The organism is Pseudomonas sp. HD57-3 (genome assembly GCF_056113135.1).
Map to the genome: position 1 here is coordinate 4,381,259 of NZ_CM148568.1, position 25,859 is coordinate 4,407,117.

General features: G+C 60.6%; 22 protein-coding genes. 9 read left to right on the plus strand and 13 right to left on the minus strand.

Annotation, left to right across the window (positions count from 1 at the left end; genetic code table 11):
• The first annotated feature begins 5 nt into the window (after positions 1-5).
• A complete protein-coding gene (nuoN, locus tag AC0R79_RS19770; RefSeq protein WP_064597748.1) occupies positions 6-1,469 on the plus strand; it encodes an NADH-quinone oxidoreductase subunit NuoN in 1,464 nt (487 codons plus the stop codon).
• 58 nt (positions 1,470-1,527) lie between these two features.
• Here the strand turns inward: nuoN and AC0R79_RS19775 are convergent, their stop codons facing one another.
• Positions 1,528-2,001, minus strand: a complete 474-nt coding sequence (locus AC0R79_RS19775) for a GNAT family N-acetyltransferase (protein ID WP_474731390.1) — start codon at positions 1,999-2,001, stop codon at positions 1,528-1,530.
• Between the two features lie 362 nt (positions 2,002-2,363).
• Here AC0R79_RS19775 and AC0R79_RS19780 point away from each other — a divergent pair, with 362 nt between their 5' ends.
• Positions 2,364-3,695 carry an OprD family porin gene (locus AC0R79_RS19780; protein ID WP_474731391.1) on the plus strand — a complete coding sequence of 444 codons (1,332 nt, stop codon included), beginning with the start codon at positions 2,364-2,366 and terminating at the stop codon, positions 3,693-3,695.
• Between the two features lie 149 nt (positions 3,696-3,844).
• On the opposite strand, the gene AC0R79_RS19785 is transcribed toward AC0R79_RS19780, so the two are convergent.
• The 5 genes from AC0R79_RS19785 to AC0R79_RS19805 all read right to left on the minus strand — a co-directional run bounded on the left by AC0R79_RS19785 (position 3,845) and on the right by AC0R79_RS19805 (position 10,252).
• Positions 3,845-4,177: a DUF2790 domain-containing protein gene (locus AC0R79_RS19785; protein ID WP_127798730.1), complete on the minus strand. Its 333-nt coding sequence runs from the start codon at positions 4,175-4,177 to the stop codon at positions 3,845-3,847.
• A gap of 79 nt (positions 4,178-4,256) precedes the next feature.
• Positions 4,257-4,457: a co-regulatory protein PtrA N-terminal domain-containing protein gene (locus tag AC0R79_RS19790; protein WP_273899060.1), complete on the minus strand. Its 201-nt coding sequence runs from the start codon at positions 4,455-4,457 to the stop codon at positions 4,257-4,259.
• A gap of 134 nt (positions 4,458-4,591) precedes the next feature.
• Entirely contained in the window at positions 4,592-7,744 is a 3,153-nt protein-coding gene (locus tag AC0R79_RS19795; RefSeq protein WP_474731392.1) for an efflux RND transporter permease subunit, read from the minus strand.
• A gap of 15 nt (positions 7,745-7,759) precedes the next feature.
• A complete protein-coding gene (locus AC0R79_RS19800) occupies positions 7,760-8,953 on the minus strand; it encodes an efflux RND transporter periplasmic adaptor subunit (RefSeq protein ID WP_127798736.1) in 1,194 nt (397 codons plus the stop codon).
• A gap of 51 nt (positions 8,954-9,004) precedes the next feature.
• Complete coding sequence (locus AC0R79_RS19805) at positions 9,005-10,252, minus strand: TolC family protein (protein ID WP_474731394.1); 1,248 nt, start codon at positions 10,250-10,252, stop codon at positions 9,005-9,007.
• A 408-nt stretch (positions 10,253-10,660) separates the two neighbouring features.
• Here AC0R79_RS19805 and AC0R79_RS19810 point away from each other — a divergent pair, with 408 nt between their 5' ends.
• From AC0R79_RS19810 to AC0R79_RS19835, 6 genes are all read left to right on the plus strand, one after another.
• On the plus strand, positions 10,661-11,335 hold the full coding sequence (locus AC0R79_RS19810; protein WP_007951475.1) for a heavy metal response regulator transcription factor: 675 nt from the start codon (positions 10,661-10,663) through the stop codon (positions 11,333-11,335).
• Positions 11,332-12,741, plus strand: coding sequence for a heavy metal sensor histidine kinase (locus AC0R79_RS19815; protein WP_474731398.1), 1,410 nt, complete (start codon positions 11,332-11,334; stop codon positions 12,739-12,741). The genes AC0R79_RS19810 and AC0R79_RS19815 overlap by 4 nt, the downstream gene beginning before the upstream one ends.
• Positions 12,742-13,113: 372 nt before the next feature.
• The gene (locus AC0R79_RS19820; RefSeq protein WP_007951477.1) at positions 13,114-13,242 is read left to right on the plus strand and encodes a hypothetical protein; all 129 of its coding nucleotides are present in this window, start codon (positions 13,114-13,116) and stop codon (positions 13,240-13,242) included.
• A gap of 50 nt (positions 13,243-13,292) precedes the next feature.
• Positions 13,293-14,516: a YcaO-like family protein gene (locus AC0R79_RS19825; RefSeq protein ID WP_474731399.1), complete on the plus strand. Its 1,224-nt coding sequence runs from the start codon at positions 13,293-13,295 to the stop codon at positions 14,514-14,516.
• Positions 14,513-15,463 carry a class I SAM-dependent methyltransferase gene (locus tag AC0R79_RS19830; protein WP_474731401.1) on the plus strand — a complete coding sequence of 317 codons (951 nt, stop codon included), beginning with the start codon at positions 14,513-14,515 and terminating at the stop codon, positions 15,461-15,463. Before AC0R79_RS19825 ends, AC0R79_RS19830 begins: the two co-directional genes overlap by 4 nt.
• Positions 15,460-16,338 (plus strand): alpha/beta fold hydrolase, encoded by an 879-nt coding sequence (locus AC0R79_RS19835; RefSeq protein ID WP_474731402.1) that lies wholly within the window; start codon positions 15,460-15,462, stop codon positions 16,336-16,338. The genes AC0R79_RS19830 and AC0R79_RS19835 overlap by 4 nt, the downstream gene beginning before the upstream one ends.
• A gap of 44 nt (positions 16,339-16,382) precedes the next feature.
• On the opposite strand, the gene AC0R79_RS19840 is transcribed toward AC0R79_RS19835, so the two are convergent.
• The 6 genes from AC0R79_RS19840 to AC0R79_RS19865 are packed head-to-tail and all read right to left on the minus strand — an operon-like array spanning position 16,383 to position 22,350.
• The gene (locus tag AC0R79_RS19840; RefSeq protein WP_474731404.1) at positions 16,383-18,125 is read right to left on the minus strand and encodes an ABC transporter substrate-binding protein; all 1,743 of its coding nucleotides are present in this window, start codon (positions 18,123-18,125) and stop codon (positions 16,383-16,385) included.
• 47 nt (positions 18,126-18,172) lie between these two features.
• On the minus strand, positions 18,173-18,445 hold the full coding sequence (locus AC0R79_RS19845; RefSeq protein WP_039767461.1) for a DUF2160 domain-containing protein: 273 nt from the start codon (positions 18,443-18,445) through the stop codon (positions 18,173-18,175).
• Positions 18,446-18,455: 10 nt separating this feature from the next.
• Positions 18,456-19,250 carry a carbohydrate ABC transporter permease gene (locus AC0R79_RS19850; RefSeq protein ID WP_474735154.1) on the minus strand — a complete coding sequence of 265 codons (795 nt, stop codon included), beginning with the start codon at positions 19,248-19,250 and terminating at the stop codon, positions 18,456-18,458.
• 30 nt (positions 19,251-19,280) lie between these two features.
• Positions 19,281-20,147 (minus strand): carbohydrate ABC transporter permease, encoded by an 867-nt coding sequence (locus AC0R79_RS19855; RefSeq protein WP_474731407.1) that lies wholly within the window; start codon positions 20,145-20,147, stop codon positions 19,281-19,283.
• Complete coding sequence (locus tag AC0R79_RS19860; RefSeq protein ID WP_085699085.1) at positions 20,144-21,256, minus strand: ABC transporter ATP-binding protein; 1,113 nt, start codon at positions 21,254-21,256, stop codon at positions 20,144-20,146. Before AC0R79_RS19860 ends, AC0R79_RS19855 begins: the two co-directional genes overlap by 4 nt.
• Positions 21,256-22,350 (minus strand): ABC transporter ATP-binding protein, encoded by a 1,095-nt coding sequence (locus tag AC0R79_RS19865; protein ID WP_474731409.1) that lies wholly within the window; start codon positions 22,348-22,350, stop codon positions 21,256-21,258. The genes AC0R79_RS19860 and AC0R79_RS19865 overlap by 1 nt, the downstream gene beginning before the upstream one ends.
• 270 nt (positions 22,351-22,620) lie before the next feature.
• Between AC0R79_RS19865 and AC0R79_RS19870 the strand changes: the two genes are divergently transcribed.
• A complete protein-coding gene (locus AC0R79_RS19870; protein ID WP_474731411.1) occupies positions 22,621-24,471 on the plus strand; it encodes a sigma-54-dependent Fis family transcriptional regulator in 1,851 nt (616 codons plus the stop codon).
• A gap of 14 nt (positions 24,472-24,485) precedes the next feature.
• Here the strand turns inward: AC0R79_RS19870 and AC0R79_RS19875 are convergent, their stop codons facing one another.
• Positions 24,486-25,697 (minus strand): MFS transporter, encoded by a 1,212-nt coding sequence (locus AC0R79_RS19875; RefSeq protein WP_474731413.1) that lies wholly within the window; start codon positions 25,695-25,697, stop codon positions 24,486-24,488.
• Positions 25,698-25,859: the final 162 nt, after the last annotated feature.

Consider the following 25,859-nt stretch of genomic DNA (forward strand, 5'->3'; position numbering starts at 1 on the left):
GCGCTATGGAATTCACGATTCAACACTTTATTGCGCTTGCGCCACTGTTGATCACCAGCCTCACCATTATCGTGGTGATGCTGGCAATCGCCTGGCGCCGCAACCACTCGCAGACCTTCCTGATTTCGGTGGCCGGTCTGAACCTGGCCTTGCTGTCGATCCTGCCAGCGCTGAAAGTCGCGCCTCTGGCCGTGACTCCATTGCTGCAGATCGACACCTTTGCCTGCCTGTACATGGCGCTGATCCTGGTCGCCACCCTCGCTTGCGTCACCCTCGCCCACGCCTACCTCGGCGATGGCGGTTCGGGTTACCCGGGCAACCGTGAAGAACTGTACCTGCTGATCCTGATGGCTGCCGCCGGTGGCCTGGTTCTGGTCAGCGCGCAGCACCTGGCCGGCCTGTTCATCGGTCTGGAACTGCTGTCGGTGCCGGTCTACGGTCTGGTTGCCTACGCCTTCTTCAACAAGCGTTCGCTGGAAGCCGGCATCAAGTACATGGTGCTGTCGGCCGCCGGTTCCGCGTTCCTGCTGTTCGGTATGGCGCTGCTGTACGCCGACTCGGGTTCGCTGAGCTTCGTCGGTATCGGTCAGGCACTGGCCGCGACCGGCCTGCCAAGCTCGCTGGCGCAACTGGGCCTGGGCATGATGCTGATCGGTCTGGCGTTCAAGCTGTCGCTGGTACCGTTCCACCTGTGGACGCCGGACGTGTACGAAGGTGCTCCGGCACCGGTGGCCGCGTTCCTCGCCACCGCGTCGAAAGTGGCTGTGTTCGCGGTCATGGTTCGTCTGTTCCAGATCTCCCCTGCTGCAAGCAGTGGCGTTCTGAGCAACGTGCTGACCATCATCGCCATCGCCTCGATCCTGTTCGGTAACCTGCTGGCCCTGACCCAGAGCAACCTCAAGCGTCTGCTCGGTTACTCGTCCATCGCGCACTTCGGCTACCTGCTGATCGCACTGGTGGCGAGCAAGGGTCTGGCGGTGGAAGCCATCGGCGTGTACCTGGTCACCTACGTGATCACCAGCCTCGGCGCCTTCGGCGTGATCACCCTGATGTCCTCGCCGTACAACGGCCGTGACGCAGACGCCCTGTACGAGTACCGCGGCCTGTTCTGGCGCCGTCCGTACCTGACCGCCGTCCTGACCGTGATGATGCTGTCCCTAGCCGGTATCCCGCTGACTGCAGGCTTCATTGGCAAGTTCTACATCATCGCCACCGGTGTCGAGTCGCACCAATGGTGGCTGGTAGGTTCGCTGGTACTGGGCAGCGCCATCGGCGTCTTCTACTACCTGCGCGTGATGGTCACCCTGTACCTGATCGAACCAAACCTGCGCCGCCACGACGCCCAACTGCACTGGGAACAGAAAGCAGGTGGCGTGATGCTGCTGGCGATTGCCGTCCTGGCGTTCTTCCTCGGCCTGTACCCACAACCGTTGCTGACCCTGGTTCAGCAATCGGGGCTGGCGGGCTGATCGCTCAGCGATACTTGGCTACAAACAGAAACGGCACCTTCGGGTGCCGTTTTTGCGTCTAGACCGTCTTGAGTTTTTTCACCATTGGCACGCAAGCCAGTTGCAGACCTGAAGGCGATTGGTAGATCGCACTCCCCTCCCCGACGTAACCGCAACGCCGATAAAAATCAGCGGCATTCAACGTCGCATCCAGACAAACCTCTGCCAGTCCCAGATCCTGTGCCAGCGCTTCCAGAAAGTGCAGCACACGCTTACCCAGACCGCGCTGCATGAAATCCGGATGGATGAAGATTGCGCCGATTTCGCGGTGCTCCAGATCGAGCATGCCGGTTGCCACGGGCTCCCCCTCAACGCAACCCAGATAGAAATGCTTTTGCATGAGCGTGTCATAACCGTCTGCTGCCGAGCCTTTTGTCCAGTCGAGCATTTGCTGCTCGCTGTAGGCACCGATGCATTGATGCCGGATCGCCAGTCGGCGAATCTCGAACGCTATCCCGGCATCGTCCGGGTTGGCTCTTTTCATTTCGAACATTTCTCTTTCCTTGAGCCATGTGCGGACGGGCATGAAAAAGCCCCGTCCATTTCTGGCGGGGCTATGGGTAACAACACGTCTTTGCCAGACATGCATGACCTTATGGCCCGCCGGAAGCGGTCATAGAGGAGCACATCATGGTCATTCGAAGTTGGGTGGTCATGGTCGGATAGTGCTGCGGATTGTTCCGACGAGTCAATCGCAATCCCACCTAACGAAATTGTAATTCCCCAATCACCTTCGCGTTATCCGCAGCCTGCAACGATGTCACCCGGCGACTCTCCCGGCGGGCCCTTTGCCCGTCGAACAATAAAACCCACGCCGAAGCTCGTTCCCGTTCTGCCGAACCCAAGGAGTGATTGATGGTTAACAACACAAAAATGTCGATGGCCGCTCTGGCAGTGGTCGTCGGCGCCGGGCCGTCCACGGTGTTTGCAGAAGAAAAACCCGAAGGGTTTATCGAAGGCAGCAGCCTGACGGTGCTCAACCGTAACCTTTACTTCAACCGTGACCACCGCAACGGCCAATCCAGCCCGACGGGCAATGGTTACTCCGAAGCCTGGGCCCACGGCATCATCGGCAAGTTCGAATCCGGTTTCACCCAGGGCACCGTCGGGGTCGGGGTCGGGGTGGATGCGTTTGCGATGATCGGTTTGAAACTCGATACCGGTGACGGCCGCAACGGTGGCCGCAGTTCGTTCGATGTGTTGCCGGTCAACAGCGACGGTGAAGCGCGGGACGAGTACACCAAGGTCGGTGGCGCCGCCAAAGTGCGCGCTTTCGATACGGTGGTGAAAGTCGGTGATGTGTTCCCGGCCAACCCGGTGGTCGCGGCAGGCGATTCGCGATTGCTGCCGGAAAGCTTTCGCGGTGTGACGGCGACCAACACCAGCATCGAAGGCCTGTCGATCCAGGGCGGCCGGCTGCATGCGATGAGCCAGCCGGTTTCCAGCGACCTGCGTGAAAACTTCGCGACCTTCTATGCCGGCCCGGTCAATTCGCCATGGATCGCTTACGGCGGCGGCGATTACGCACTGAACAAAAACCTGAGTTTCAGCCTGTATTCCAGTCGCCTGAAAGATGCCTGGAACCAGTACTACGCCGGCACCGCCTGGACGTATCCGCTGTCGGATGACCTGTCGCTGTTCGGCGGCCTGAACTACTACAAGGCGATCGACGAAGGCAAACAATTGCTCGGCGAGTTCGACAACAACATCTGGAGCGGCCGCGTCGGCGTGAAACTCGGCGCCCACTCGGTCGCCATTTCCCACCAGCGCAACAACGGCAATGACGACTTCGATTACCTGCGTCAGTCCGACTCGATCTTCCTCGACAACTCCATTCAGTACAGCGACTTCAACTCGCCGAAAGAACGTTCGTGGATGGTGCGCTACGACCTCGACATGACCACCTATGGCGTACCGGGCCTGTCGTTCATGACCCGTTATGCCCGCGGCACCGACGCCGATTACTCCAACGCCAACGCCGTGTACATGCGCCGCGATGCCGAGGGCAATCCGCTGACCGACCAGAAGCGCTGGGAACGTGATATCGAAGTCAAATACGTGGTGCAGAGCGGTTCGATGAAAGACCTGTCGCTGCGTCTGCGCCAGGCCACGACCCGCGCCACCGCATTCGAGTCAGACCTGGATGAAGTGCGGGTGATCGTCGAATACCCGCTGGCGATTCTCTGAGTTTCACGAGCAATGCCCATTCACCTTTAGAAGCTCCTTGCTCCTTTGGTAAGAGGTGAATCTTTGGCGTCCTTCGGGACGCCTTTTTTATGGATGAAAAATAGCCCGACTCACTGAACATGAACCGGGCGCGTCAGCCGGGATTAACGTTAACCACCCTGCTGACGACAATTCCCCATCACGTTGTAAGTGACCGTATTGAGCTGCCCTTTTGAGTCCTCGTAAGTCATCGCAGCCGGCACAACAGCGCATTCATTTTTCGGCCGGACAACACTCACCACCTTCTTCACATCCAGCTTCATTCCGTACTCATATTCCTTGACCACCGGCGCCGCTTTGCCCTGACTGGCCGCGTACTGCTCCATGGCTTTGGTGTTGGCACTGAGCGCCCGGTCGAACGTTCTGTCGCCACCGCCTTCGGCCAACGCATTCAAGGACATCGCCATGACAGCGGTAAACGCCAACAGCTTTAGAGTTTTCATATTCGTTTCCTTCAAAACACGACTCATAAAAAAGCCCACCATCGATGCGCGATGACGGGCTCATTCACTGGCAGCACGCTTACAGGTCTTGGGTCTTGTCGTCCTTCTTGTCGTTCACGACGACCGGATCACGGGCCTTTTCCTTCGCAGCAAACACCTCCATCGAGCGCTCATTGGCGGCCATCATTCGGTCGAAAGTGCGGTCGCCGCCACCTTCGGCCAACACCAGGGAAGACATCATCAGAGCCACGGCAAAAGCGCCAATCTGTGCAAGTTTCATCGTTGATTCCTCATTCAAGTCACTGACGGAATCAAGGTAACAATCCGAACCTTTCGTGACGGTGGCGCCGAAATTACATATCCGTTATGTAGAAAGGCCCGCAATCGCGGGCCTGTTTTTGAACCCCGAAGTGACTAAACAGCAGCGGGCGATTCCTCGTCCCGACGATGTGCCAGCTGATACAGCGCCGGCAGGATCAGCAACGTGAGAATGGTCGATGACAGGATCCCGCCAATCACCACCGTCGCCAGTGGTCGCTGCACCTCGGCCCCGGTGCCGGTCGCCAGGGCCATCGGAATGAAGCCCAGAGACGCCACCAGCGCCGTCATCAACACCGGGCGCAATCGCGTCAGCGCACCTTCGTGAATCGCTTCGGACAGCGAGCGCCCTTCCTCCCGCAAGTTGCGGATAAACGCGATCATCACCAACCCGTTGAGCACCGCCACACCGGACAGCGCGATAAACCCGACACCCGCCGAGATCGACAGCGGAATGTCCCGCAGCCACAACGCCATGACCCCGCCGGTCAGCGCAAACGGAATCCCGGTGAACACCAGCAAGCCGTCCTTGAGGTTGTTGAACATCATGAACAGCAACCCGAACACCAGCAGCAACGCCACCGGCACCACGATCTGCAAGCGCTTGGCCGCCGATTGCAGTTGCTCGAACTGCCCGCCCCAGGTGGTCCAGTAACCCGCCGGCACCTGCATGTCGCGCTCGATCACTTCGCCCGCCTCGGCGACAAAAGAACCGATGTCACGCCCACGCACGTTGGCGCTGACGATCACCAGGCGCTTGCCGTTTTCGCGGCTGACCTGATTCGGCCCCAGCACCAGATCGAGGCTGGCAACGTCCTTCAGCGCAATGAAGCCGATCTGACTGGAGGCATCACCACCCGCCGCCGGCACCGGAATCAACAATGCCGACAACCCGTCGATGTCCTTGCGCATGGCGTCGGACAACCGCACCACCATGTCGAATCGACGATCACCTTCATACAGCGTCCCGGCCTTCTGCCCACCGACGGCCACCGCAATGGTGTCCTGCACATCGCCGACGTTGAGCCCGTAACGCGCGGCCTTGTCGCGATCGATATTGATGGTCAGCACCGGCAGACCGGTGGTTTGCTCGACCTTTACCTCGGACGCGCCGTTGACCTTCTGCATCGCGGCGGCAATCTGCGCCGCCGTGGCGTTGAGTACGTCCATGTCATCACCGAACACCTTGACCGCCACGTCGCTGCGCACGCCGGAGATCAGTTCGTTGAAGCGCAACTGGATCGGCTGCGACAGTTCATAGTTGCTGCCCGGCAGCGTTGCCGCGGCTTGCTGCAGTTCGGCCATCAGGGTTTCGCGGGACTTGCCCGGGTCTGGCCATTGCTCTTTGGGCTTGAGCATCACGTAGCTGTCGGAGATGTTCGGCGGCATCGGGTCGGAGGCGATTTCCGCAGTGCCAGTGCGGGCGAATACACGCTCGACTTCCGGCACCTTATTGAGGATCAACGTTTCCAGCCGCTGCTGCATATCCACCGATTGCGTCAGGCTGGTGCCCGGCACGCGCAACGCCTGCAAGGCAAAATCGCCTTCGCTCAGACTCGGCACAAACTCGCTGCCCATGCGCCCGGTGACCACACCGCTGAGCACGATCACACCCAACGCCGCGCCGACCGCCATCGTCCGATGGGACATGACCCAGTCCAGCGCCGGTGCATAAACGCGACGTGCGCCGCGCATCACCACGCCCTCTTCTTCCTTGACCTTGCCGGTCACGATCAACGCAATCGCCGCCGGCACAAAGGTCACGGACAACAGCATGGCGCCAAGCAACGCGATGACCACGGTGAACGCCATCGGGTGGAACATTTTCCCTTCGACGCCGCTCAGGGCGAAGATCGGCAGGTACACCACCATGATGATCAACTGGCCGAAAATCAGCGGTCGCCGCGCCTCTTTCGCCGCCGCAAACACTTCATGGAAACGCTCGGATCGCGTCAGCAGGCGTCCGTGGTGCTGCTGCGCATGGGCCAGCCGTCGCAGGGTGTTTTCAACGATTACCACCGCGCCGTCGACAATGATCCCGAAGTCCAGCGCGCCGAGGCTCATCAGGTTGGCGCTGACCTTGTTGCTGAACATGCCGGTGAAGGTGAACAGCATCGACAGCGGAATCACCATCGCCGTGATCAGCGCAGCGCGGATGTTGCCGAGGAACAGAAACAGAATCGCGATCACCAGAATCGCGCCTTCGACGAGGTTTTTCTTCACCGTGGCGATGGCCTTGTCGACCAGATGCGTACGGTCATACACCGGCACCGCGATCACGCCGGCGGGCAACGACTTGTTGATCTGTTCGAGCTTCGCGGCGACGGCCTGGGAGACTGTGCGACTGTTTTCGCCGATCAGCATGAACACCGTGCCGAGCACCACTTCGCGGCCATTTTCCGTGGCGGCGCCGCTGCGCAGTTCGCGGCCGATGTCCACGGTGGCGACATTCTTGATCCGGATCGGCGTGCCGTCGACGTTGGCCATGACGATGTTGGCGATGTCCTCGGTGCTCGCTACCTGGCCCGGCGCGCGAATCAGCAATTGCTCGCCGCTGCGCTCGATGTAGCCGGCGCCGACGTTGGCGTTGTTGCGCTCCAGCGCCGTCACCAGATCGGTGAGGGTCAGTTTGTAGGCAGCGAGTTTTTTCGGATCGGGCGCAATCTGGTACTCCTTGGCAAAACCGCCGATGGTGTTGATCTCGGCCACGCCTGGGACATTGCGCAGTTGCGGCTTGATGATCCAGTCCTGGATCACCCGCAGATCGGTCGGCGTGTAGGGCGTTCCGTCATCTTTCAGCGCGCCTTCCTTGGTCTCGACCGTCCATAAAAAGATCTCGCCGAGCCCGGTGGAAATCGGCCCCATCACCGCTTCCACGCCTTCAGGCAACTGCTCCTTGGCCGACTGCAACCGTTCGTTGACCAATTGCCGGGCAAAGAACAGATCGGTGCCGTCCTTGAAGATCACCGTGACCTGGGACAAACCCGAGCGCGACAGCGAGCGCGTCTGCTCCAGCGCCGGCAGACCGGCCATCGCGGTTTCAATCGGAAAGGTGATGCGCTGCTCGGTTTCCAGCGGCGAGAATCCGGCCGCGCCGGTGTTGATCTGAACCTGGACGTTGGTGATGTCGGGCACAGCGTCGATCGGCAGTTTCTGATAACTGGCGATGCCGAGGCCGGCCATTAGCAGAACGGCGAGCAGCACGATGATGCGCTGCTCGATGGCAAACTGGATCAGGCGTTCGAACATGGGAGTCTTCCGCGATTAATGACTGTGCTCGGCCGAGGCTTTGCCCAGCTCCGATTTGAGGACGAAGCTGCCGGCGCTGGCGACTTGCACGCCCGCTTCCAGTCCGGCGGTGACTTCCACCTGACCCGCCGCGCGATTGCCCAGCTCCACCGCTTGGGCCTTGAAGCCGTCGTCGGTGCGCACGAATACCGTGGGTTTGTCCTCGACGGTCTGGATCGCGGTTTCCGGTACGGCGACTTTGGCCTGACGGCTGTCGGTGGCGACCAGCGCGGTGACGAACAGGCCGGGACGCCATGAGCCTTGCGGGTTTTCCAGGGTGACGCGCACGGTCGCGGTACGGGTCTGTTCGCCGAGCAGGCTGCCGACGTAAGCCACGGTGCCGCTGACTTCGGCGTTCAACTCCGCCGCGCTGACGGTGACGGATTTGCCCACCTGCACCTTGTTCAGGTCCTTCGGCGAAACGCCGAACGTGACCCACACCCGCGACAGATCCGAGAGCGTGAACGCCGCCGTGGTTTCATCGACCACCTCGCCCGGCGTCAGGTGTTTTTCCACCACTACACCGTCAAAAGGCGCCCGCAGTTCATAGCGATTGCCTCCGGTGGCGACCACACTTCCACTGAGCACGCTGATCTTTTGCCGGGCATTGCTCACGGCGATTTCGGCTTCTTCCAGGGCCTGACGTGCCTGAAGGAAATCCTGTTCGGCGGAGATCTTGTCCTGCCACAGTTTCTTCTCACGCTCGAACGTCGTGCGGGCCAGGGCCAAGCGACGTTGCGCGGCTGCCTGTTCACTGCGCTGATCGGAAATCTGCTGACTGGCGATCACCGCCAGCAACTGGCCCTTCTTCACCGACTGCCCGAGATTGACCGACACCGACTCGACCACGCCCGGCACGCGCGGCACCACATGCGCGGTGCGGTCTTCGTCGAAACGCACTTCGCCGGGAAATGACAGACCGAGGCTGAAGTTCTGCGCCTGGGCGGCGGCCAGTTGAATCCCCGCCGCCGCGATCTGCTCGGCAGTCAATTCGATGTGTCCTTCTTCGTCGTGCTCGCCGTCAGCAGCGGCGCCTTCTTCGGCGTGATCGGCGTGTTCCGCCGCTTCATCGGCATGCGCATCGATAGACGCATTGCCGCTCCACATCGAGCCGATGCCAATGCCCAGCGCCAACGTCGCCGCAGCGACCACGATCAGTTTTTTGTCCATGGAAAAACTCCTCTGCGCCAAACCATCGCGCAGTGATCAGAAAGTTGAAATTCAAGGGTTGGCGCTGAGATCGCCGAAGATGCGTTCGATGCGGACCCGGGCGTCGGTCGCCTCGCTCACCGCCTGGATGTATTGGCTGCGAGCGGCGATCAATGTGCGCTGGGCGTCGAGTACGTCGAGGAAGCCGAACTTGCCCATTTCGAAACCGCGAGTGGCGCTGTCGACCGCACTTTGCGCGGCGGGCAGGATGGTCCGGTCGAACGCCTGGATATCGCCATTGGCGGTCTGCCATTGCGCCAGCGTGGTCTGGATTTCCGTGCGCAAACGAAGCTCGGTGGCGTTGCGCAGGTCCCGCGCCTGATCGGTACGCCGCGCCGCCGCCAGCACGTTGCCCTGATTGCGGTTGAACAGCGGAATCGGCATCGACAGCCCGACCACGTTGACCCGCTCGCGCTCGGTTTCGCTGTACTGGCTGCCGATGCTGACGGTGAGATCGGGAATCCGCTGGGACTTTTCCAGCCCCAGCGACGCCTCGCGCTGGTCGATCTGCAACCTGGCCAGGCGCAGCTCCGCCGTCTCGTTCAGGCGCTCAAGCAAACGGGTGGGCGGCGGGACATTGGCCAGGTTCTGAGCAGCGCTTTGCACCGTGGTCGAAGTGGGCAACGGTGCGCCCATGACCTGAGCCAATTGCTGGTACGCATTGGCCTGATCGCGCTCGGCGCGGCTTAGCTCCAGGCGCACCTCCGAAAGCTGCACTTGCGCCCGCGTGCCTTCCACCGGCGACGACTTGCCTGCCTCGATCCGCCCCTGCGCCACACGCAAACCGTGCTCGGCGAGTTGCAGCGACTGCCGGGCCAATTGCAAACGTTGCTGCGCGGTCTGCGCACCGTTGAACGCTTGAAGCACGTCAGCGCGCAGCGCGTTGCGCTTGCGCTCCAGTTCAATGCCGGCGGCATCCTGCGCACGACTCGCCACATCAATCCGCGCGCCACGCTTGCCGCCCAGCTCGATCGGCTGTCTGAGCATCACCGTGGTGGTGCGCGATTCGCGCCGGGTGTCCTCGGCCTCCCACGACACTTCGGGGTTGGGGATCAGCCCGGCCTGTTTGCGGTCACCTTCGGCAATGCCGATTTCCCACTGCGCGGCAGCCAGATCCGGGTTGCCGGCGAACGCGGTTTGCAGCGCCTGATCCAGCGTCAGGGTCGATGCGCTGGTAAGGCTGGTACAGGCCAGCAACAAGAGGCCGCTGGCGGTTTTTTTCAGGCGTGATCGCGCCGTCAGTTCAATTAAACCGGGCAATGGAAGGCTTCCTTCAATCAAGAATCGTTGATGGCGCCACGGTAGGGTTTTGAACTTATCGACAAGGTGACGTGAACATTACAAATCCGTTATCCACGGTTTATCGAAGTTGTTTTGCTCTAGGATTCGAAGTTCGACTGGGGCTATTGCAATACATGGAAACAAATACGCGTTAGTTATCTGCCGAACAGCACTTGCCGAAATGAAAGTCATGAAAAACCAACCATTTCGCTGCGACAGGCTGTCGCGGATGGCCGATTTAAAGGCCTCAGGCGTTGACTCTGTAGCCACTACAGCCTTTACCGTGCACGTCACTCAGCTCCAAAGCCCGACAGGAAGCCCCTGCAAAAAATGCAACTTCCAGACTCACTTACTTAAATACCCATTCATTAAAAGTGGTGAAACATCATGCGAATCCTTGTCGTCGAGGACGAGCTTAAAGCTGCCGAATACTTGCATCAGGGCCTGACCGAAAGTGGTTATATCGTTGATCACGCCGTCAATGGCGCAGATGGTTTGCACCTGGCGCAACAACAGGTTTATGACCTGATCATTCTCGATGTGAACCTGCCGGAACTCGACGGCTGGAGCGTGCTGGAACAACTGCGTCGCACCCACTCCACCCGAGTGATGATGCTCACCGCACGCGGGCGGCTGGCGGACAAGATCCGGGGTCTGGATCTGGGTGCCGATGATTATCTGGTCAAGCCGTTCGAGTTTCCGGAACTGCTGGCGCGGGTACGCACGTTGATGCGGCGCAGTGAAAATATTCCGGTGCCGCAGGTGCTCAAGGTCGCCGATCTGGAACTCGATCCGGGCCGTCACCGGGCGTTTCGTGGCACGCAGCGCATCGACCTGACCACCAAGGAGTTCGCCCTGCTGCACCTGCTGATGCGCCAGTCCGGCGAAGTGCTGACCCGCACCCAGATCATCTCGCTGGTGTGGGACATGAATTTCGACTGCGACACCAACGTGGTCGAAGTCTCGATCCGCCGCTTGCGAGCGAAAATCGACGACCCGTTCGACAGCAAACTGATCCACACCCTGCGCGGTGTCGGCTATGTGCTGGAGGCACGGGAATGAAGCCGGCCAGCCTGTCGCTGCGGCTGGGGCTGACGGTCAGCATTCTCGGCGCATTGCTGGTGGTGTTCCTGGCGATCCTCGCGTATTTCGCCCTGACCCATGAGCTGAACGCGTTGTCCCGGGACAGCCTGGAAAAAAAGATGGAACAGGTCGAGCACAGCCTGACGTTGTACGCCGACACCGGTGAGATCAGCGCCAAGCCGCACATTCTGCTCGATCAGGTCATGGGGCACGACAACCTGACCCTGACCATTTATGACCTGAACAACCTGCGCACCCCGCTGCTCAAATCCGGGTCGGGCCTGACCGATCCACGGGTTGAACTGAAAGCGGTACGGGCGACCACCGATCAGTTGACCCACACCGACAGCGCCGATGCTGAAGGCGGGAAGTTTCTCACCGTCTCCAAGCTGATTCGCCTCAAGGACGGCAGCAGCGTACCAGTGCTGCTGTCGATGGATAACGCCCACGATCAGGCTCTGCTCAGCGCTTATTTGCGCTCGACGTTGATGGCTTTGCCGTTGCTGCTGGTGTACATCGGCCTGACCGCATGGGGCGCCGTGCAGCGAGGGCTGGCACCGTTGCGCGAATTCCGCAAAGTGGCGGCACGAGTGACGACGCAGGATCTCGATCATCGCCTGTCGGTGCTGAACATGCCCCAGGAACTCAGCGAACTGGCGCAGGGCATCAACGTCATGCTCGATCGCCTGGACAACGGCGTGCAGCAGCTGTCGCAGTTCTCCGATGACCTGGCCCACGAACTGCGTACGCCGATCAACAACCTGATGGGCAAGGCCCAGGTGACGCTGTCGCGGGAGCGCTCGGTCGAGGAATACACCAACGTTCTGGTGTCCTGCACCGAAGAGCTGGAGCGGGTCGCGCGGATTGTCTCGGACATGCTGTTCCTGGCCCAGGCCAGCCAGCCTGCGGCGCACGCCTCGTTCGAGCCGATTGCGCTGGAGGAAGAGGCGTTCAGAGTGGCCGATCTGTTTTCTCTGACGGCGCAGGACAAACAGATCGACCTGAAAGTCATCGGCAGCGCTCAGGTGTCGGGCGACCGGCTGATGATTCAGCGAGCGATTTCCAATCTGCTGTCCAATGCCCTGCGCCACTGCCCGTCCGGCAAGACCGTTTCGCTGTTCATCGAACAGGCGCCAAACGAGGTGTCGCTGCGGGTGAGCAATCCCGGCACAGGCATCGAAGCGCAGCACCTGCCGTATCTGTTCGACCGTTTTTACCGGGTCGACAGCAGTCGCACCCGTTCACAGGGCAGTACCGGTCTGGGGCTGGCCATCGTGCATTCGATCATGACCTTGCATCAGGGCTCCGCGCAGGTTCAAAGCCGTCCGGGGGCGATGACGGTATTCAGTCTGGTGTTTCCCGCGATGCACCGGGAACGGCACTAAACCTTCAAGCCGATTTGTGCGGTGTTTTCTGAAACCTCATGGGAAAAATCACCGCACAAGTGCTGCATCCATCCCCGTAAATCCTTCAGTACGAATTTGCGTCGTCCCCGCGCTGAAACGTCCGACAGCGGCAGACGCCAGAACGCCTCAAACCGCTGACTCCTTTCGCATGGTTCGCCCGTTGCCACGCAGTTCTGCCCCCCAGAAACAAGTCCGCCCGGCGTCAATTCACGTTTTATCAGTACGTGTTTCGACACCGCTGAAACCCACGGCTGGAAACGTCTGGACATTTTTGACCCCGCCCTCACCGCCCTTTTAGATTCGGCTCGTGCTTGCAACAGCACTCCCAAACAACAACCAAGGAGCAACATCATGGGCTACATGGGCAGCTTGAACGCAAACCCTATCGATGAACTGGAAGAGCAGGAAGCACCCTCGCCAGAGCAGATCGAAGCGCTGCAACTGACCGAGGAAGAACAGGCGGAACTCAACGCCGAGTGACAGAACCCGCGGGGGCCTTGCGCCCTCGCGGGCTTTCCAGGAAGGGAATCATGGACAAGACAACGTTGGCCGAGCGTGAGCTCACGGCCGATCAGGCAGAACGGCGTATTCACACCGAACTTTCACGCCTGGGCCTCACACCGCACACCCGCACCCTCGGCAGCAAAGTGGTTGCCGTTCAGGCGAGTCTTCATGGCGACGACAACCGTCATGCCCGTGGCTCCGGCAAGGGCTATGCGGATCAGGCGCACCTGGGCGCGCTTTATGAAGCGCTCGAGCACTACTGGACGGATGAACTCTGTACCTACGATGTTCACCACGAAACGGAACGCTATTTCAAAGACACGCCGGTGTTTGCCGATGACTCGCTCCTGCACAGGCTCACCTGCCAGCAAAACGTGCGCATCACCTGCCGGACCTATGTCTGTCCGCCGTGGCATGACCGGTTTTCCTATCCGGTGGCGCTGACCTCGCCGAACGGTTCACGCTTGCCCTCGTCACCGGGCATGGCGGACTACCGCGCCGTGCAGCGCTACGCCAGCAACAGCGGCACCGCGATAGGCGCCACCTACAACGAAGCGATGCTGCACGCCGCCAACGAGTGCATCGAACGCGACGCCGTGTCGCTATTTCTGCTCGATCATTTTTATTACCAGAACCATCCACCGCTGCGACGGGTGGCGCGCCTCAATGAAAGCGACGAACTCGGTCGTCTATGGGCCGATGCCGAACAGGAAATCGACGGCGAAATCGTGCTGGTGGATATCAGCACCGAGTTCATGACCCGAACGTTTCTGGCGTTCACGACGAAGCCGGGCGCTCATCCACAGGTATTCGGCAGCGGCAGCTCTGTCGACCCGCGCCATGCGGCGTGGCGGGCGCTCACTGAACTGGTGCAGTTGCAACTGAGTGCCGCCGAACCCGAATACCACCAGACGCTAGTCAATGCGCTGCGCAACCTGCAGCCCTTCCCGCGCCTGCTGCGCTGTGCGCAGTTCGATCCGCAGACGCTGCTGCATCGCTGCGTTCAACACGAGGTGAGACTGGCGGGTTCCGCCAAAGACCTGTCGGTGGACAATCAACTGCACTTGCTGACTCAAGACCTGCGGATTCATGGCCGTACGCTGGGGGCCGCGATCCTGCAGCGAACCGAGCTCGGCACCACCCTGCTCAACGTGGTGATCCCCGGACTGGAACGCTTCTTCGTGGTCTCCAGCGGCAACGTCGTCATCCCGCAAGCGCGGGGCCGTACGCTGGAGAGGCCAGCCCCATGAACCGACTCGACCGCAACCGGGAACTGACACTGGCTCGTTCGATGCGCCTTTACCTCAACGAGAACGGCGCTGTTGGCCAATACCTCGAACCACGCGGTAGCGGAATGCATCAGGTTTTTTTCCTGCGGGTGAACGATGAGCTCTGGGTCGGCCGCAAGCTCCTGCAACGTGACCGGCATTTTCAGTGGCAGGCCAGCAGCGCGCTCAAACCCGACATGTTATTTGGCCCGCATCTCCATTCATTGTGGGGTAATGACGGGTTGTCGATCGGCTATCGGACGGTCTCCCCCGCAGACAAAGCGCAGTTCTTTGAGCACGCCTTGCATCAGGCTGACAGCGAGATCCTTTTTCCCTATCCACTGCTGGATGAGGCGGGTCGGGAAGCGGTCTGCCCGGCAGACTTCTGGCAATGCAACGAATCACTGGCCGAACAGCTGAATACCGACGAGCACCATTTGCGCGAATACTGCGCCGGACTGCTCCAGGCCATCACTGAAAAAGGCGCGCTGATTTACGACCCGGCCTGTTCGACTGGCGCGTTCATCGCCCACCTCGCCCGCGCCCTGCCCGACTGTCTGTGCCTGGGCAGTGACCGTTCGGCCTCGATGATCGAACACGCCAGGCGATGTCACAGCGGGATCTCCGTCGAATTCGACGTGCTGGAGGCGAGTGAGGCTTCCGATGCCGGGATTCGCTGCGATGTTTTGATACTGCGGTTCCTCAACGCCGAAGTCTTGACCCGCCGAGAGGCGAAGAACGCCTTCGAGTCGCTGATCCGCTGCGTAAAACCCGGTGGCACGATCCTCGTCTTTGGTCACACGCCGGTGCTGATCCCGGTCACCTGGCTCGCCTCCCTCCACCACCTGAAACTTGAATCCAGCGTCGCGGCGCGACCGGGGCAGGTCGAGCTGTTCCAGTTCTATCGTCTGACGGTTCCGACGCCATGAGCTTTTCCCTGCACAGCCGAGGTTATTACCCGACCGGCGACGGCCATCAACTCTATTGGGAACGCCATGGTGTTCCGGGACACGATCCGGTGTTTTTCCTCCATGGCGGCCCCGGCGGGCGTATCAGCCGCCACCATTTGCAGTTCTTCGATACGGGCCGGTTCGACATCATCCTGTTTGACCAACGGGGCTGCGGGCGCTCGACGCCCTACGGCGAACTGCGGGACAACAGCACCGGACAGTGTGTCGAAGACATCGATGCCCTGCGCCAGCATTTCGGCTTCGAAAAAATCAGCGTGCTGGGCGTGTCATGGGGTAGTTGGCTGGCGATCCAGTACCAGCAGCGCTACCCGCAGCACCTGCTGAAAACCACGCTGGTCTCGGTATTCGTGCCGTTTGCCGACAATGTCCGGGCCTACGATCAGGCGCTCAATGACGGGCTGGCGCAATCGCCTCAAACGTCGTCAGGCCATCGCGCGAAGGACATCTACCGGATCCTCGGCGAAGGCTGTCCATCGCAGCAACACCGCGCCGCCATCGAATGGTTGAACGCTGTTCTACGTCGCACAGGGCAGACGATTTGCCGCGCCACACTGGAGCGCTTCGTCGATCAGGAAGCGGTGCTCGCGATCCGCCTCGAACTGCATTACCACCTGCACAACTATTTCTTCACACCAAAGGACGAATACCTGACCCTCGACGACAATACCCTGCTGATCCAGGGCATCCGCGACACCCATGGCATGGCCAGCGTGCGCTGGCTCAGGCAACGCATGAACATTCACTGCCGGCTGCTGCACGCCGGGCACAACGCCTTTGAAAACGCCCTCCTCAAAGCGGTGCGTCGGGCGGTGAAACGTGAAATCGAGGGCTAAGAAAAACGGCACCCGAAGGTGCCGTCCCATCCCGCAAAAAACGCTTACTTGCGTGCCGCCTCCCACGACTTGAGCAGTTCGTTGTAGCTCACGGTTTCGCCCTTCGGCTTCTCGTTGGCCAGTTTCGGTTTTGGTGCGCCCGGCTGGTCGAACCAGTATTGCGCGTCGCGCTCGGGGTTCATTTTCGGTGCGCACACCGCTTGGGCCTTGGAGCGTTCCAGACGGGTCATGATCGCGTCCTGATCCTTGGCCAGACCGTCGAGGGCCTGTTGCGGGGTCTTCTCGCCGCTGGCGGCTTCGGCGATGTGGCTCCACCACAGTTGTGCCAGACGTGGATAGTCCGGCACGTTGGTGCCGGTCGGCGTCCATTGCACGCGGGCCGGGCTGCGGTAGAACTCGACCAGACCACCGAGTTTCGGTGCCAGGTCGGTCATCGCTTGCGAGTTGATGTCCGACTCGCGAATCGGAGTCAGGCCGACGATGGTTTTCTTCAGCGACACGGTTTTCGAAGTCACGAACTGCGCGTACAGCCAGGCCGCGAGTTTCTGTTTCTCAGGCGTGGATTTCATGAAGGTCCACGAGCCCACGTCCTGATAACCGAGTTTCATCCCCTCTTCCCAGTACGGCCCGCGCGGCGATGGCGCCATGCGCCATTTCGGCGTGCCGTCGGCGTTGACCACCGGCAGGCCCGGCTTGGTCATGTCGGCGGTGAACGCGGTGTACCAGAAGATCTGCTGGGCGATGTTGCCCTGGGACGGCACCGGGCCGGATTCGGAGAAGGTCATGCCCGCCGCTTCCGGTGGCGCGTACTTCTTCAGCCAGTCGACGTATTTGGTGGTGGCGAACACCGCCGCCGGGCCGTTGGTGTCGCCGCCGCGGGTCACGCTGGAACCGACCGGGTGGCAATCCTCGACGCGAATCCCCCACTCGTCCACCGGCAAGCCGTTGGGAATGCCCTTGTCGCCGCCACCGGCCATGGAGAACCAGGCATCGGTGAAGCGCCAGCCCAGCGACGGGTCTTTCTTGCCGTAGTCCATGTGCCCGTAAATGCGCTTGCCGTCGATTTCCTTGACGTCTTCGCTGAAGAATTTGGCGATGTCTTCATAGGCCGACCAGTTCACCGGCACGCCGAGTTCATAGCCGTACTCTTCCTTGAACTTGGCTTTCAGGTCGGCGCGTTCGAACCAGTCGGCGCGGAACCAGTACAGGTTGGCGAACTGCTGGTCGGGCAATTGATAGATCTTGCCGTCCGGCGCAGTGGTGAAGGAGATGCCGATGAAGTCCTTGATGTCGAGGGTCGGCGAGGTGAAGTTCTTGCCTTCGTTGGCCATCAGGTCGGTGATCGATTCGGTCTTGCCGTAGCGAAAGTGCGTACCGATCAGGTCCGAGTCGTTGACCCAGCCATCGTAGATGTTCTTGTCCGACTGCATCACCGTCTGCATTTTTTCCACGACGTCGCCTTCCTGCAGCAGGTCGTGGGTCAGCTTGATGCCGGTGATTTCGCTGAAGGCCTTGGCCAGCACCTTGGATTCATATTCGTGGGTGGTCAGGGTTTCCGAGACGACCTTGATGTCCATCCCGCGAAACGGCTCGGCCGCCTTGATGAACCACTTCAGTTCTTCGAGTTGCTGCTCGGCCGTCAGGGTCGACGGCTTGAATTCGCTGCCGATCCATTTTTTTGCGGCATCTTCGTAGGCGTCGGCCCAGGCGGACGCGCTCAAACCGCTGAGTGCCAGCATGGCTGCCAATGAAATGCTATGTCGCAGCTTATTTTTCTTATCGAACATAGAGACCTCCTGTTAGGTTTTCGGAGCAAGATTGCCGAGCGATTCGACTAGCCCCAACGCATCACAGCCAACAGCCACACCAGGGACAACGCGGACGCTACCCAGATGCTCCAGTCGGTCACGCCGATTACCAGCAGATGCAGGTAGGCGCTGCCGAGAAGACCGATGAACAAGCGATCGCCACGGGTGGTGGCAATCGGCAGAAACCCTCGCCGCAAGATGCTCGGCGAGCGCAATTCCCAGGTGGTCATGCCCACCAGGATCAACCCGATCACGATGAAAAACGCCGCCGTCGGGACGGTCCAGCTCATCCATTCCATCATCAGTTCCTCAGACCCGGCCCAGGGCAAAGCCCTTGGCCACGTGGTTGCGAACGAACCAGATCACCAGCATGCCGGGGAGAATAGTCAACACCCCCGCCGCCGCCAGTACGCCCCAGTCAATGCCGGACGCCGACACCGTGCGCGTCATCACCGCCGCGATCGGTTTGGCGTTCACCGAGGTCAGCGTGCGCGCCAGCAGCAGTTCGACCCAGGAAAACATGAAGCAGAAAAACGCCGTCACACCGATGCCGGAGCCGATCAGCGGAATGAAGATCTTCACGAAGAACTTGGGAAAGCTGTAGCCGTCGATGTAGGCGGTTTCGTCGATTTCCTTCGGCACCCCGGACATGAAACCTTCGAGGATCCACACCGCCAGCGGCACGTTGAACAGGCAGTGCGCCAGTGCCACGGCGATGTGGGTGTCGAACAGGCCGATCGACGAGTACAGCTGGAAGAACGGCAGCAGGAATACCGCCGGCGGCGCCATGCGGTTGGTCAGCAGCCAGAAGAACAGATGCTTGTCGCCGAGAAAGCGATAGCGCGAAAACGCGTAGGCCGCCGGCAGCGCCACGCTCAGGGAAATCACCGTGTTCAGACTGACGTAGTACAGCGAGTTGATATACCCGGTGTACCAGCTCGGATCGGTGAAGATCACCTTGTAGTTCGCCAGCGTGAAATCCTGTGGGAAAAGAGTCAGTCCGCCGAGGATTTCGGTATTGCTCTTGAACGACATGTTCAGCAGCCAGTAGATCGGCACCAGCAGGAACAGGATGTAGAGCAGCAGGGGAATCACTTTTTTCATAGGGGTAAGACGTTTGCTCATGGCCGGGCCTCAGCGGTTGGCATCGTTGTAGGTCATGGCGGTGTAGAACAGCCAGGACACCAGCAGGATGATCAGGAAGTACACCAGCGAGAATGCCGCCGCCGGCCCCAGGTCGAATTGGCCTACGGCCATCTGGGTCAGGGTCTGACTCAGGAAGGTCGTCGAGTTACCCGGCCCGCCGCCGGTGAGCACGAACGGCTCGGTGTAGATCATGAAGCTGTCCATGAAGCGCAGCATCACCGCGATCAGCAGCACGCTCTTCAACTTGGGCAACTGTATGTGCCGGAACACGGCCCAGGCCGAGGCCCGGTCGATGCGCGCGGCCTGGTAATACACATCGGGAATCGCCCGCAACCCGGAGAAACACAACAGTGCCACCAGTGAAGTCCAGTGCCAGACGTCCATCACCAGCACGGTGACCCAGGCGTCCATGGTGTTGGCCGCGTAGTTGTAGCTGATGCCCATGGCGTTGAGGCTCGAACCCAGCAGGCCGATGTCGGCGCGGCCGAAAATCTGCCAGATGGTGCCGACCACGTTCCATGGAATCAGCAGCGGAATCGCCAGCACGATCAGCACCACCGACGACCAGCGACCCTTGGTCGGCATGGTCAGGGCGATGGCGATGCCGAGCGGAATTTCGATCAGCAGCACACACGCCGAGTAAATGAACTGGCGCAGCAACGAGTCGTGCAGGCGCGGATCGAGCAGCACCTGCTTGTACCAGTCGGCGCCGACGAAGTAGCGGCTGGACTGGTCGAAGATGTCCTGCACCGAATAGTTGACCACGGTCATCATCGGGATCACCGCACTGAAGGCCACCAGCAGGAACACCGGCAACACCAGCCACCAGGCCTTGTTGTTCTGCACCTTGTTCATGGCTGTACCTCGCTGTCGGTGGCATCCAGCAGAAATTCGTCGGCATAGACCATCAGCCACTGCGCCGGAAAACTGATGTAAGCCGTGCCTTGCGGCACCGGTTTATCCTCGGCCAGACGCACTTTCAGCGGCGCGCCGTCCAGATCCAGGGTCATGATCTTGTAGGTGCCGAGGTCCTCGACGTGTACGACCCGCGCCTGCATCGCGTCATCGAACGGCTCGTCCCACACATGGATGAACTCGGGACGGATGCCGACCTTCAGATTTTTCCATTGGCCGTGTTCGATATGGCGCTGCAAGGCGTCGGACAGCGGTAGATGAGTCGAATTGAAACCGACCCCGCCCGGTTGCGGCTGTACCTCAATCAGATTCATCCCCGGGCTGCCGATGAAGTAGCCGACAAAGGTGTGGCTCGGCCGCTCGAACAATTCCCGTGGCGTACCGAACTGGACGATCTGGCCGCCGTACATCACCGCGATCTTGTCGGCGAAGGTCGAAGCCTCCAGCTGATCGTGGGTGACGTAGACCATGGTGATGTTGAACTGCTCGTGGATCTGCTTGAGCTTGCGCCGCAGTTTCCATTTCAGGTGCGGGTCGATCACCGTCAGCGGCTCGTCGAACAGAATCGCCGACACGTCATCGCGCACTAGGCCACGGCCCATGGAGACTTTCTGTTTTTCGTCGGCAGTGAGGTTGCGCGCCTTTTTGCTCAACAGATTTTGCAGGTCGAGGACTTCGGCGATTTCCTGCACCTTGCTGTGCACTTTCGCCTCGGCCAGGCCCTGATTTCTCAAGGGAAAGGCCAGGTTGTCGAACACGGTCATGGTGTCGTAGACCACCGGGAACTGGAACACCTGGGCGATGTTGCGCTTCTCCGGCGTCAGGTCGTTGACCGCTTTTCCGTCGAACAGCACATGGCCTTGGGACGGGCTGAGCAGGCCGGAAATAATGTTGAGCAACGTCGATTTGCCGCAACCCGAAGGGCCGAGCAAGGCATAAGCGCCGCCCTGCTCCCAGATGTGGTCCATCTCGCGGATCGCGTAGTCTTCGGGCCCGCTCGGGGTTTTGCTGTAGCTGTGGGCGAGGTGCTGCAAACGGATTTCGGCCATCAGGCAACCCTCGCGACACGCCGGCCCGGTGCCTGCACCAGACGGCCCTGCGCATCGAACACAAACAGTTTATGGGTCGGGATATAGATGCGGATCGGCGCATCGACGTCGTATTCGTGAACCCCCGGCAAATGCAGCACCAGCAGGAAATGCTCGTTGCGCACGTGCAGGAAGGTTTCCGAACCGCTGATCTCCGCCACCTCGACGGTCACCGCCAGTTCCAGGTCGTCGTCGTTGCTCGGCACCAGCGAGATGTGGCTCGGGCGCACACCAAAACGGAACTCGCCCTCGCCCACCGGCCGCAGATCGACGTTCAACGGAAAGTGTACGAAGTTGGCGAAACTCACTTCGTTGCCGGCAATACGTCCCGGCATCAGGTTGATCGGCGGCTCGGAGAACAATTCAGCCGCCAGCACCGTTTGCGGCTGGTGATAGACCTCGGTCGACGGGCCGCTCTGGATCACCCGGCCTTCATGAAGAATGGTGGTGGTACCGCCCAGCGCCAGCGCTTCGTTGGGTTCGGTGGTGGCGTAGATGGCGATGGTGTGGCGCGCCTTGAACAGCTCGCGCATTTCCTGGCGCAGCTCTTCGCGCAGTTTGTAGTCGAGGTTGACCAGCGGCTCGTCGAACAGAATCAGTTCGGCATCCTTGACCAGCGCCCGGGCCATGGCCGTGCGCTGTTGCTGGCCGCCGGACAGTTCCAGCGGATAGCGCTGCAGAAACTTCTCGATGCGCAGCATCTTCGCGGTTTCCTGCACCTTGTTCTGGATCTGTTCGTTGGAGATCCCGGCCTGGCGCAGCGGCGAGGCGATGTTCTCGAACACCGTCATGGTCGGGTAATTGATGAATTGCTGATAGACCATCGACACGTTGCGCAAACGCACCGGGCGCTGGGTGACGTCGACGCCGTTCATCAGGATGCGGCCGCTGTCGGGCTTGTCCAGACCGGCCATCAGACGCATCAGACTGGTCTTGCCGGACAGCGTGCGCCCGAGCAAAACGTTGAAGGATCCAGGTTCGAATTTCAGGCTCGCATCGTCGATCCAGGTCTGGCCCTCGACGGTACGGCTGACGTGCTCCAGGGTGAGTGACATGGCTCGGCCTTTTTATTATTGGAGTCAAGCGACCTGTCCTGTAGAGCGACATTCGTGCCAGAAACGGCAAGCTGTTGATTTACCGCAAAATTCGCTGGAGACCACGCAAACCGTGGTTCGTAGCTGAACACAAGTGAACAGTCGCGACTGAACAATTGAACAGTCGGGCGATTGACAATGAACAATAGTGAACAACACTCTATGGATGCTTTTTGCTCGTCGAACGAGCCATAACAAAAACAACAAAGCACCCTTCAGAGACTGCCAATCATGGCCGCACCTGCCCCGCCGCTTTCCCATGACGCCATCGTCCAGGACTCCTGGTCCCGTTGCCGCGCCTTCGGTCTCAATCATCAAAGCGCACCGGCCTTCGATCAGTTGCCCGCTGCCAGCATTGCGCAGTTGCTCGACCGCCATCATTCACTGGTGCAGACCACTCACCAGGAAGTGCTGCCGTATTACGAGAACATCCTGAGCAACTCCAACTGCCTGATCATGCTGGCCGACAATCAGGGCCAGGTGCTGACGTCCTGGGGCACCCAGCGCTTTATCGAGCCGAATCTGGCGCGGGGTTTTCAGGCCGGCGCCAGTTGGGTCGAGCGCGCCAGCGGCACCAACGCCATCGGCACGGCGCTGGCCTGCGAGCAGGCGGTGCACATTGAACACGATGAACACTTTCTCAAGGCCAATCGCTTCATGACCGGTTCCGCCGCGCCGATTTTCGATGCCGAGCGCAAGGTCATCGCCGTACTCGATGTGTCCAGCGACAGCTATCTGCCGCCGTCGCACACCCTCGGCATGGTCAAGATGATGAGCCAGACCGTGGAGAACCGGCTGATCCTGAACCTGTTCCATGGCCAGCACTTTCAACTGACCTTCAACACCGGGTTGAACAACCTCGACAGCCAGTGGGCCGGGCTGCTGATCTTTGATGAGAGCGGCCAAGTGCTGTCGGCCAACCGTCGGGCCGACAATCTGTTGGGCGTGCGGTTGTCGCGGGTCAGCGTTGAAAGCCTGTTCAAGGTGTCGTTGCTGGAGTTGATCAATCAGCCGGACGGTTTGCCGTTTGCCTTGCAGACCTCCGGGCGCAATCGTTTCCAGTGTTTGTTGAAACGACCTAAACAGGCGCCGATTCAGGCGCGCGTCTTCACTGAAACCAGAACCGCCGAACCGAAAGTCGCCGTATCGACGGCCATCAGCCTGAGCACGTTGCACTTCGGCGACAGTCGCGTGGAAAAAGCCGTGCGTCAGGCCGAACGCCTGCTGGAAAAGGACATCCCGCTGCTGATTCACGGCGAAACCGGGGTCGGCAAGGAAGTCTTCGTCAAGGCCCTGCACCAGGCCAGCTCCCGCAGCAAACAGGCGTTCATTGCCGTCAACTGCGCGGCGATCCCCGCCGAACTGGTGGAGTCCGAGCTGTTCGGCTATGAAAAAGGCGCGTTCACCGGCGCCAACCAGAAAGGCAGCATCGGCCTGATCCGCAAGGCCGACAAAGGTACGCTGTTCCTCGACGAAATCGGCGACATGCCGCTGCCAACTCAGGCTCGCCTGTTACGCGTGTTGCAGGAGCGCTGCGTGCAACCGGTGGGCAGCAGCGAGCTGTTTCCGGTGGATCTGCGGATCATCTCCGCCACCAACCGTTCGCTCAGGGAACAGGTGCAACTGGGGCGATTTCGCGAGGACTTGTACTACCGCATTGGCGGCTTGACCCTCGAATTGCCACCGCTTCGCGAGCGCAGCGACAAGCAGGCGCTGTTCAAACGGTTGTGGGAACAACATCGCGAGCCGTCGCAGTGGGCGGGATTGAGTCGCGAGGTGCTGGAGCTGTTCGAGCGGCATCCATGGCCGGGCAATCTGCGACAGGTCAGCAGCGTGATGCAGGTGGCGCTGGCGATGGCCGAGGAACAACCGATTCGGCCCGAGCATTTGCCTGACGACTTTTTTGTCGATCTGGAAATGGAGCCGGTGGAAGTGGCCGAGCCGTTGGGCATCGATCTGAACGATGCCGAGGCGTTGAACCGGGAGTTGCAGCTGGCCGGGGGCAATATTTCCCACCTGGCGCGACGGTTGGGGGTGAGCCGCAATACGCTGTACAAGCGATTGCGGCAGCTTGAAAGCTGAGCGCACCCATAGCGTCAGGCCGAAATTGCTGGCTCAACAGGCGCAGCCGATGCGGCCGCCAACGTCCGCAGGCCCATCAGCACCACAACCATCATCATCAGACCTGCGGCTATCGCAACGCCGAACCCTGCCCGGGCGCCCCAGGCATCAATCACCAGCCCCGCCAGCATGCCGCCCAGCGCCACGCCGATGCTGATCCCAGTGGTCATCCACGTCAGCCCTTCGGTCATCCTCGCCGCAGGGATGATGATCGTCCCCAGCTTCATGACCACCACCATGGTCGGCGCAAACGAGATGCCGGCGATAAACAACATCGCGGACAGGACATAAACGTCCGGTGAGAACACCGGCAATACGCCGGTGACTGCCGTGACCAATATCCCGATAAAGAACTGTTTTTCTATCGCCAGCGAAACCCGCAGCGCGCCGAAGGTCAGGCCCGCCACCAGCGAGCCGAACGCATAGGCGGCGAGGATGAAGGTGGCAGCCGATGGCCAGCCCTGGGCATTGGCGAAGGCCACAACGGCGACATCGATCGACCCGCCGATGGCCCCCATCGCCAGCAGCGCGAGGACAATGGTGCGAACACCGGGAATCAGCAGGGTCGAACCGCTGTTCTTCCGGTTGCCCGCCACCACTTTCGGTTCGGTCTGACGCTGCATGAGAAACGCCGTCACGCCGACGGCCAGCAACCCCACCGCCACCAGCGACCCGGCCTCAGCAAAGAAACTCACGCTCAAACCGATCGCCAGTGGCGGGCCGATGATGTAGGCCAGTTCGGTGAGGACCGTGTCCAGCGAGAACGCGGTGTGCAACTGCGGCTTGCCGCGAAACAGCTGCGTCCAGCGAGCCCGGATCATGGACGGCATGCTCGGCATCGTCCCCGCCAGTGCCGCCAGCACAAAAAACAACGCAGCGGGCGCCCTCAGGTGCACGGCAACAATCAGCGCCAGCAACATGACGATGCTGAACGCCGTGACGACGGGCAGCACGCGACTCTGGCCACGCCGATCAACCTGTTTCGAGATGCGCGGGCCGAGCAGCGCGTTGGCCAGGGTAAAGGTGCCGGCGACTGCGCCGGCCAGCCAGTAAACGCCGGTCTGCTGCACCAGCATGGTGATGATGCCGATGCCGATCATTGCCTGGGGCAGTCGAGCGATAGAGCTCGCGAGGATCAGCCCGGTGGCGCCGGGTGTCGATACCAGCTCGCGATAGTGATTAGCCATGATTCCTCCCTTCCGGATTCGCCGCTGATGAGCATCCTGCCGCGTGCGCTATCAAGACCTATGCGAATACCAAAAGCAATCACACATTGTCTGGATCGTTCCCGCGCTCCGCGTGGGAACGATCAACCCGGAGTAAGCAGCAGAAAAACAAAAACCCGCACA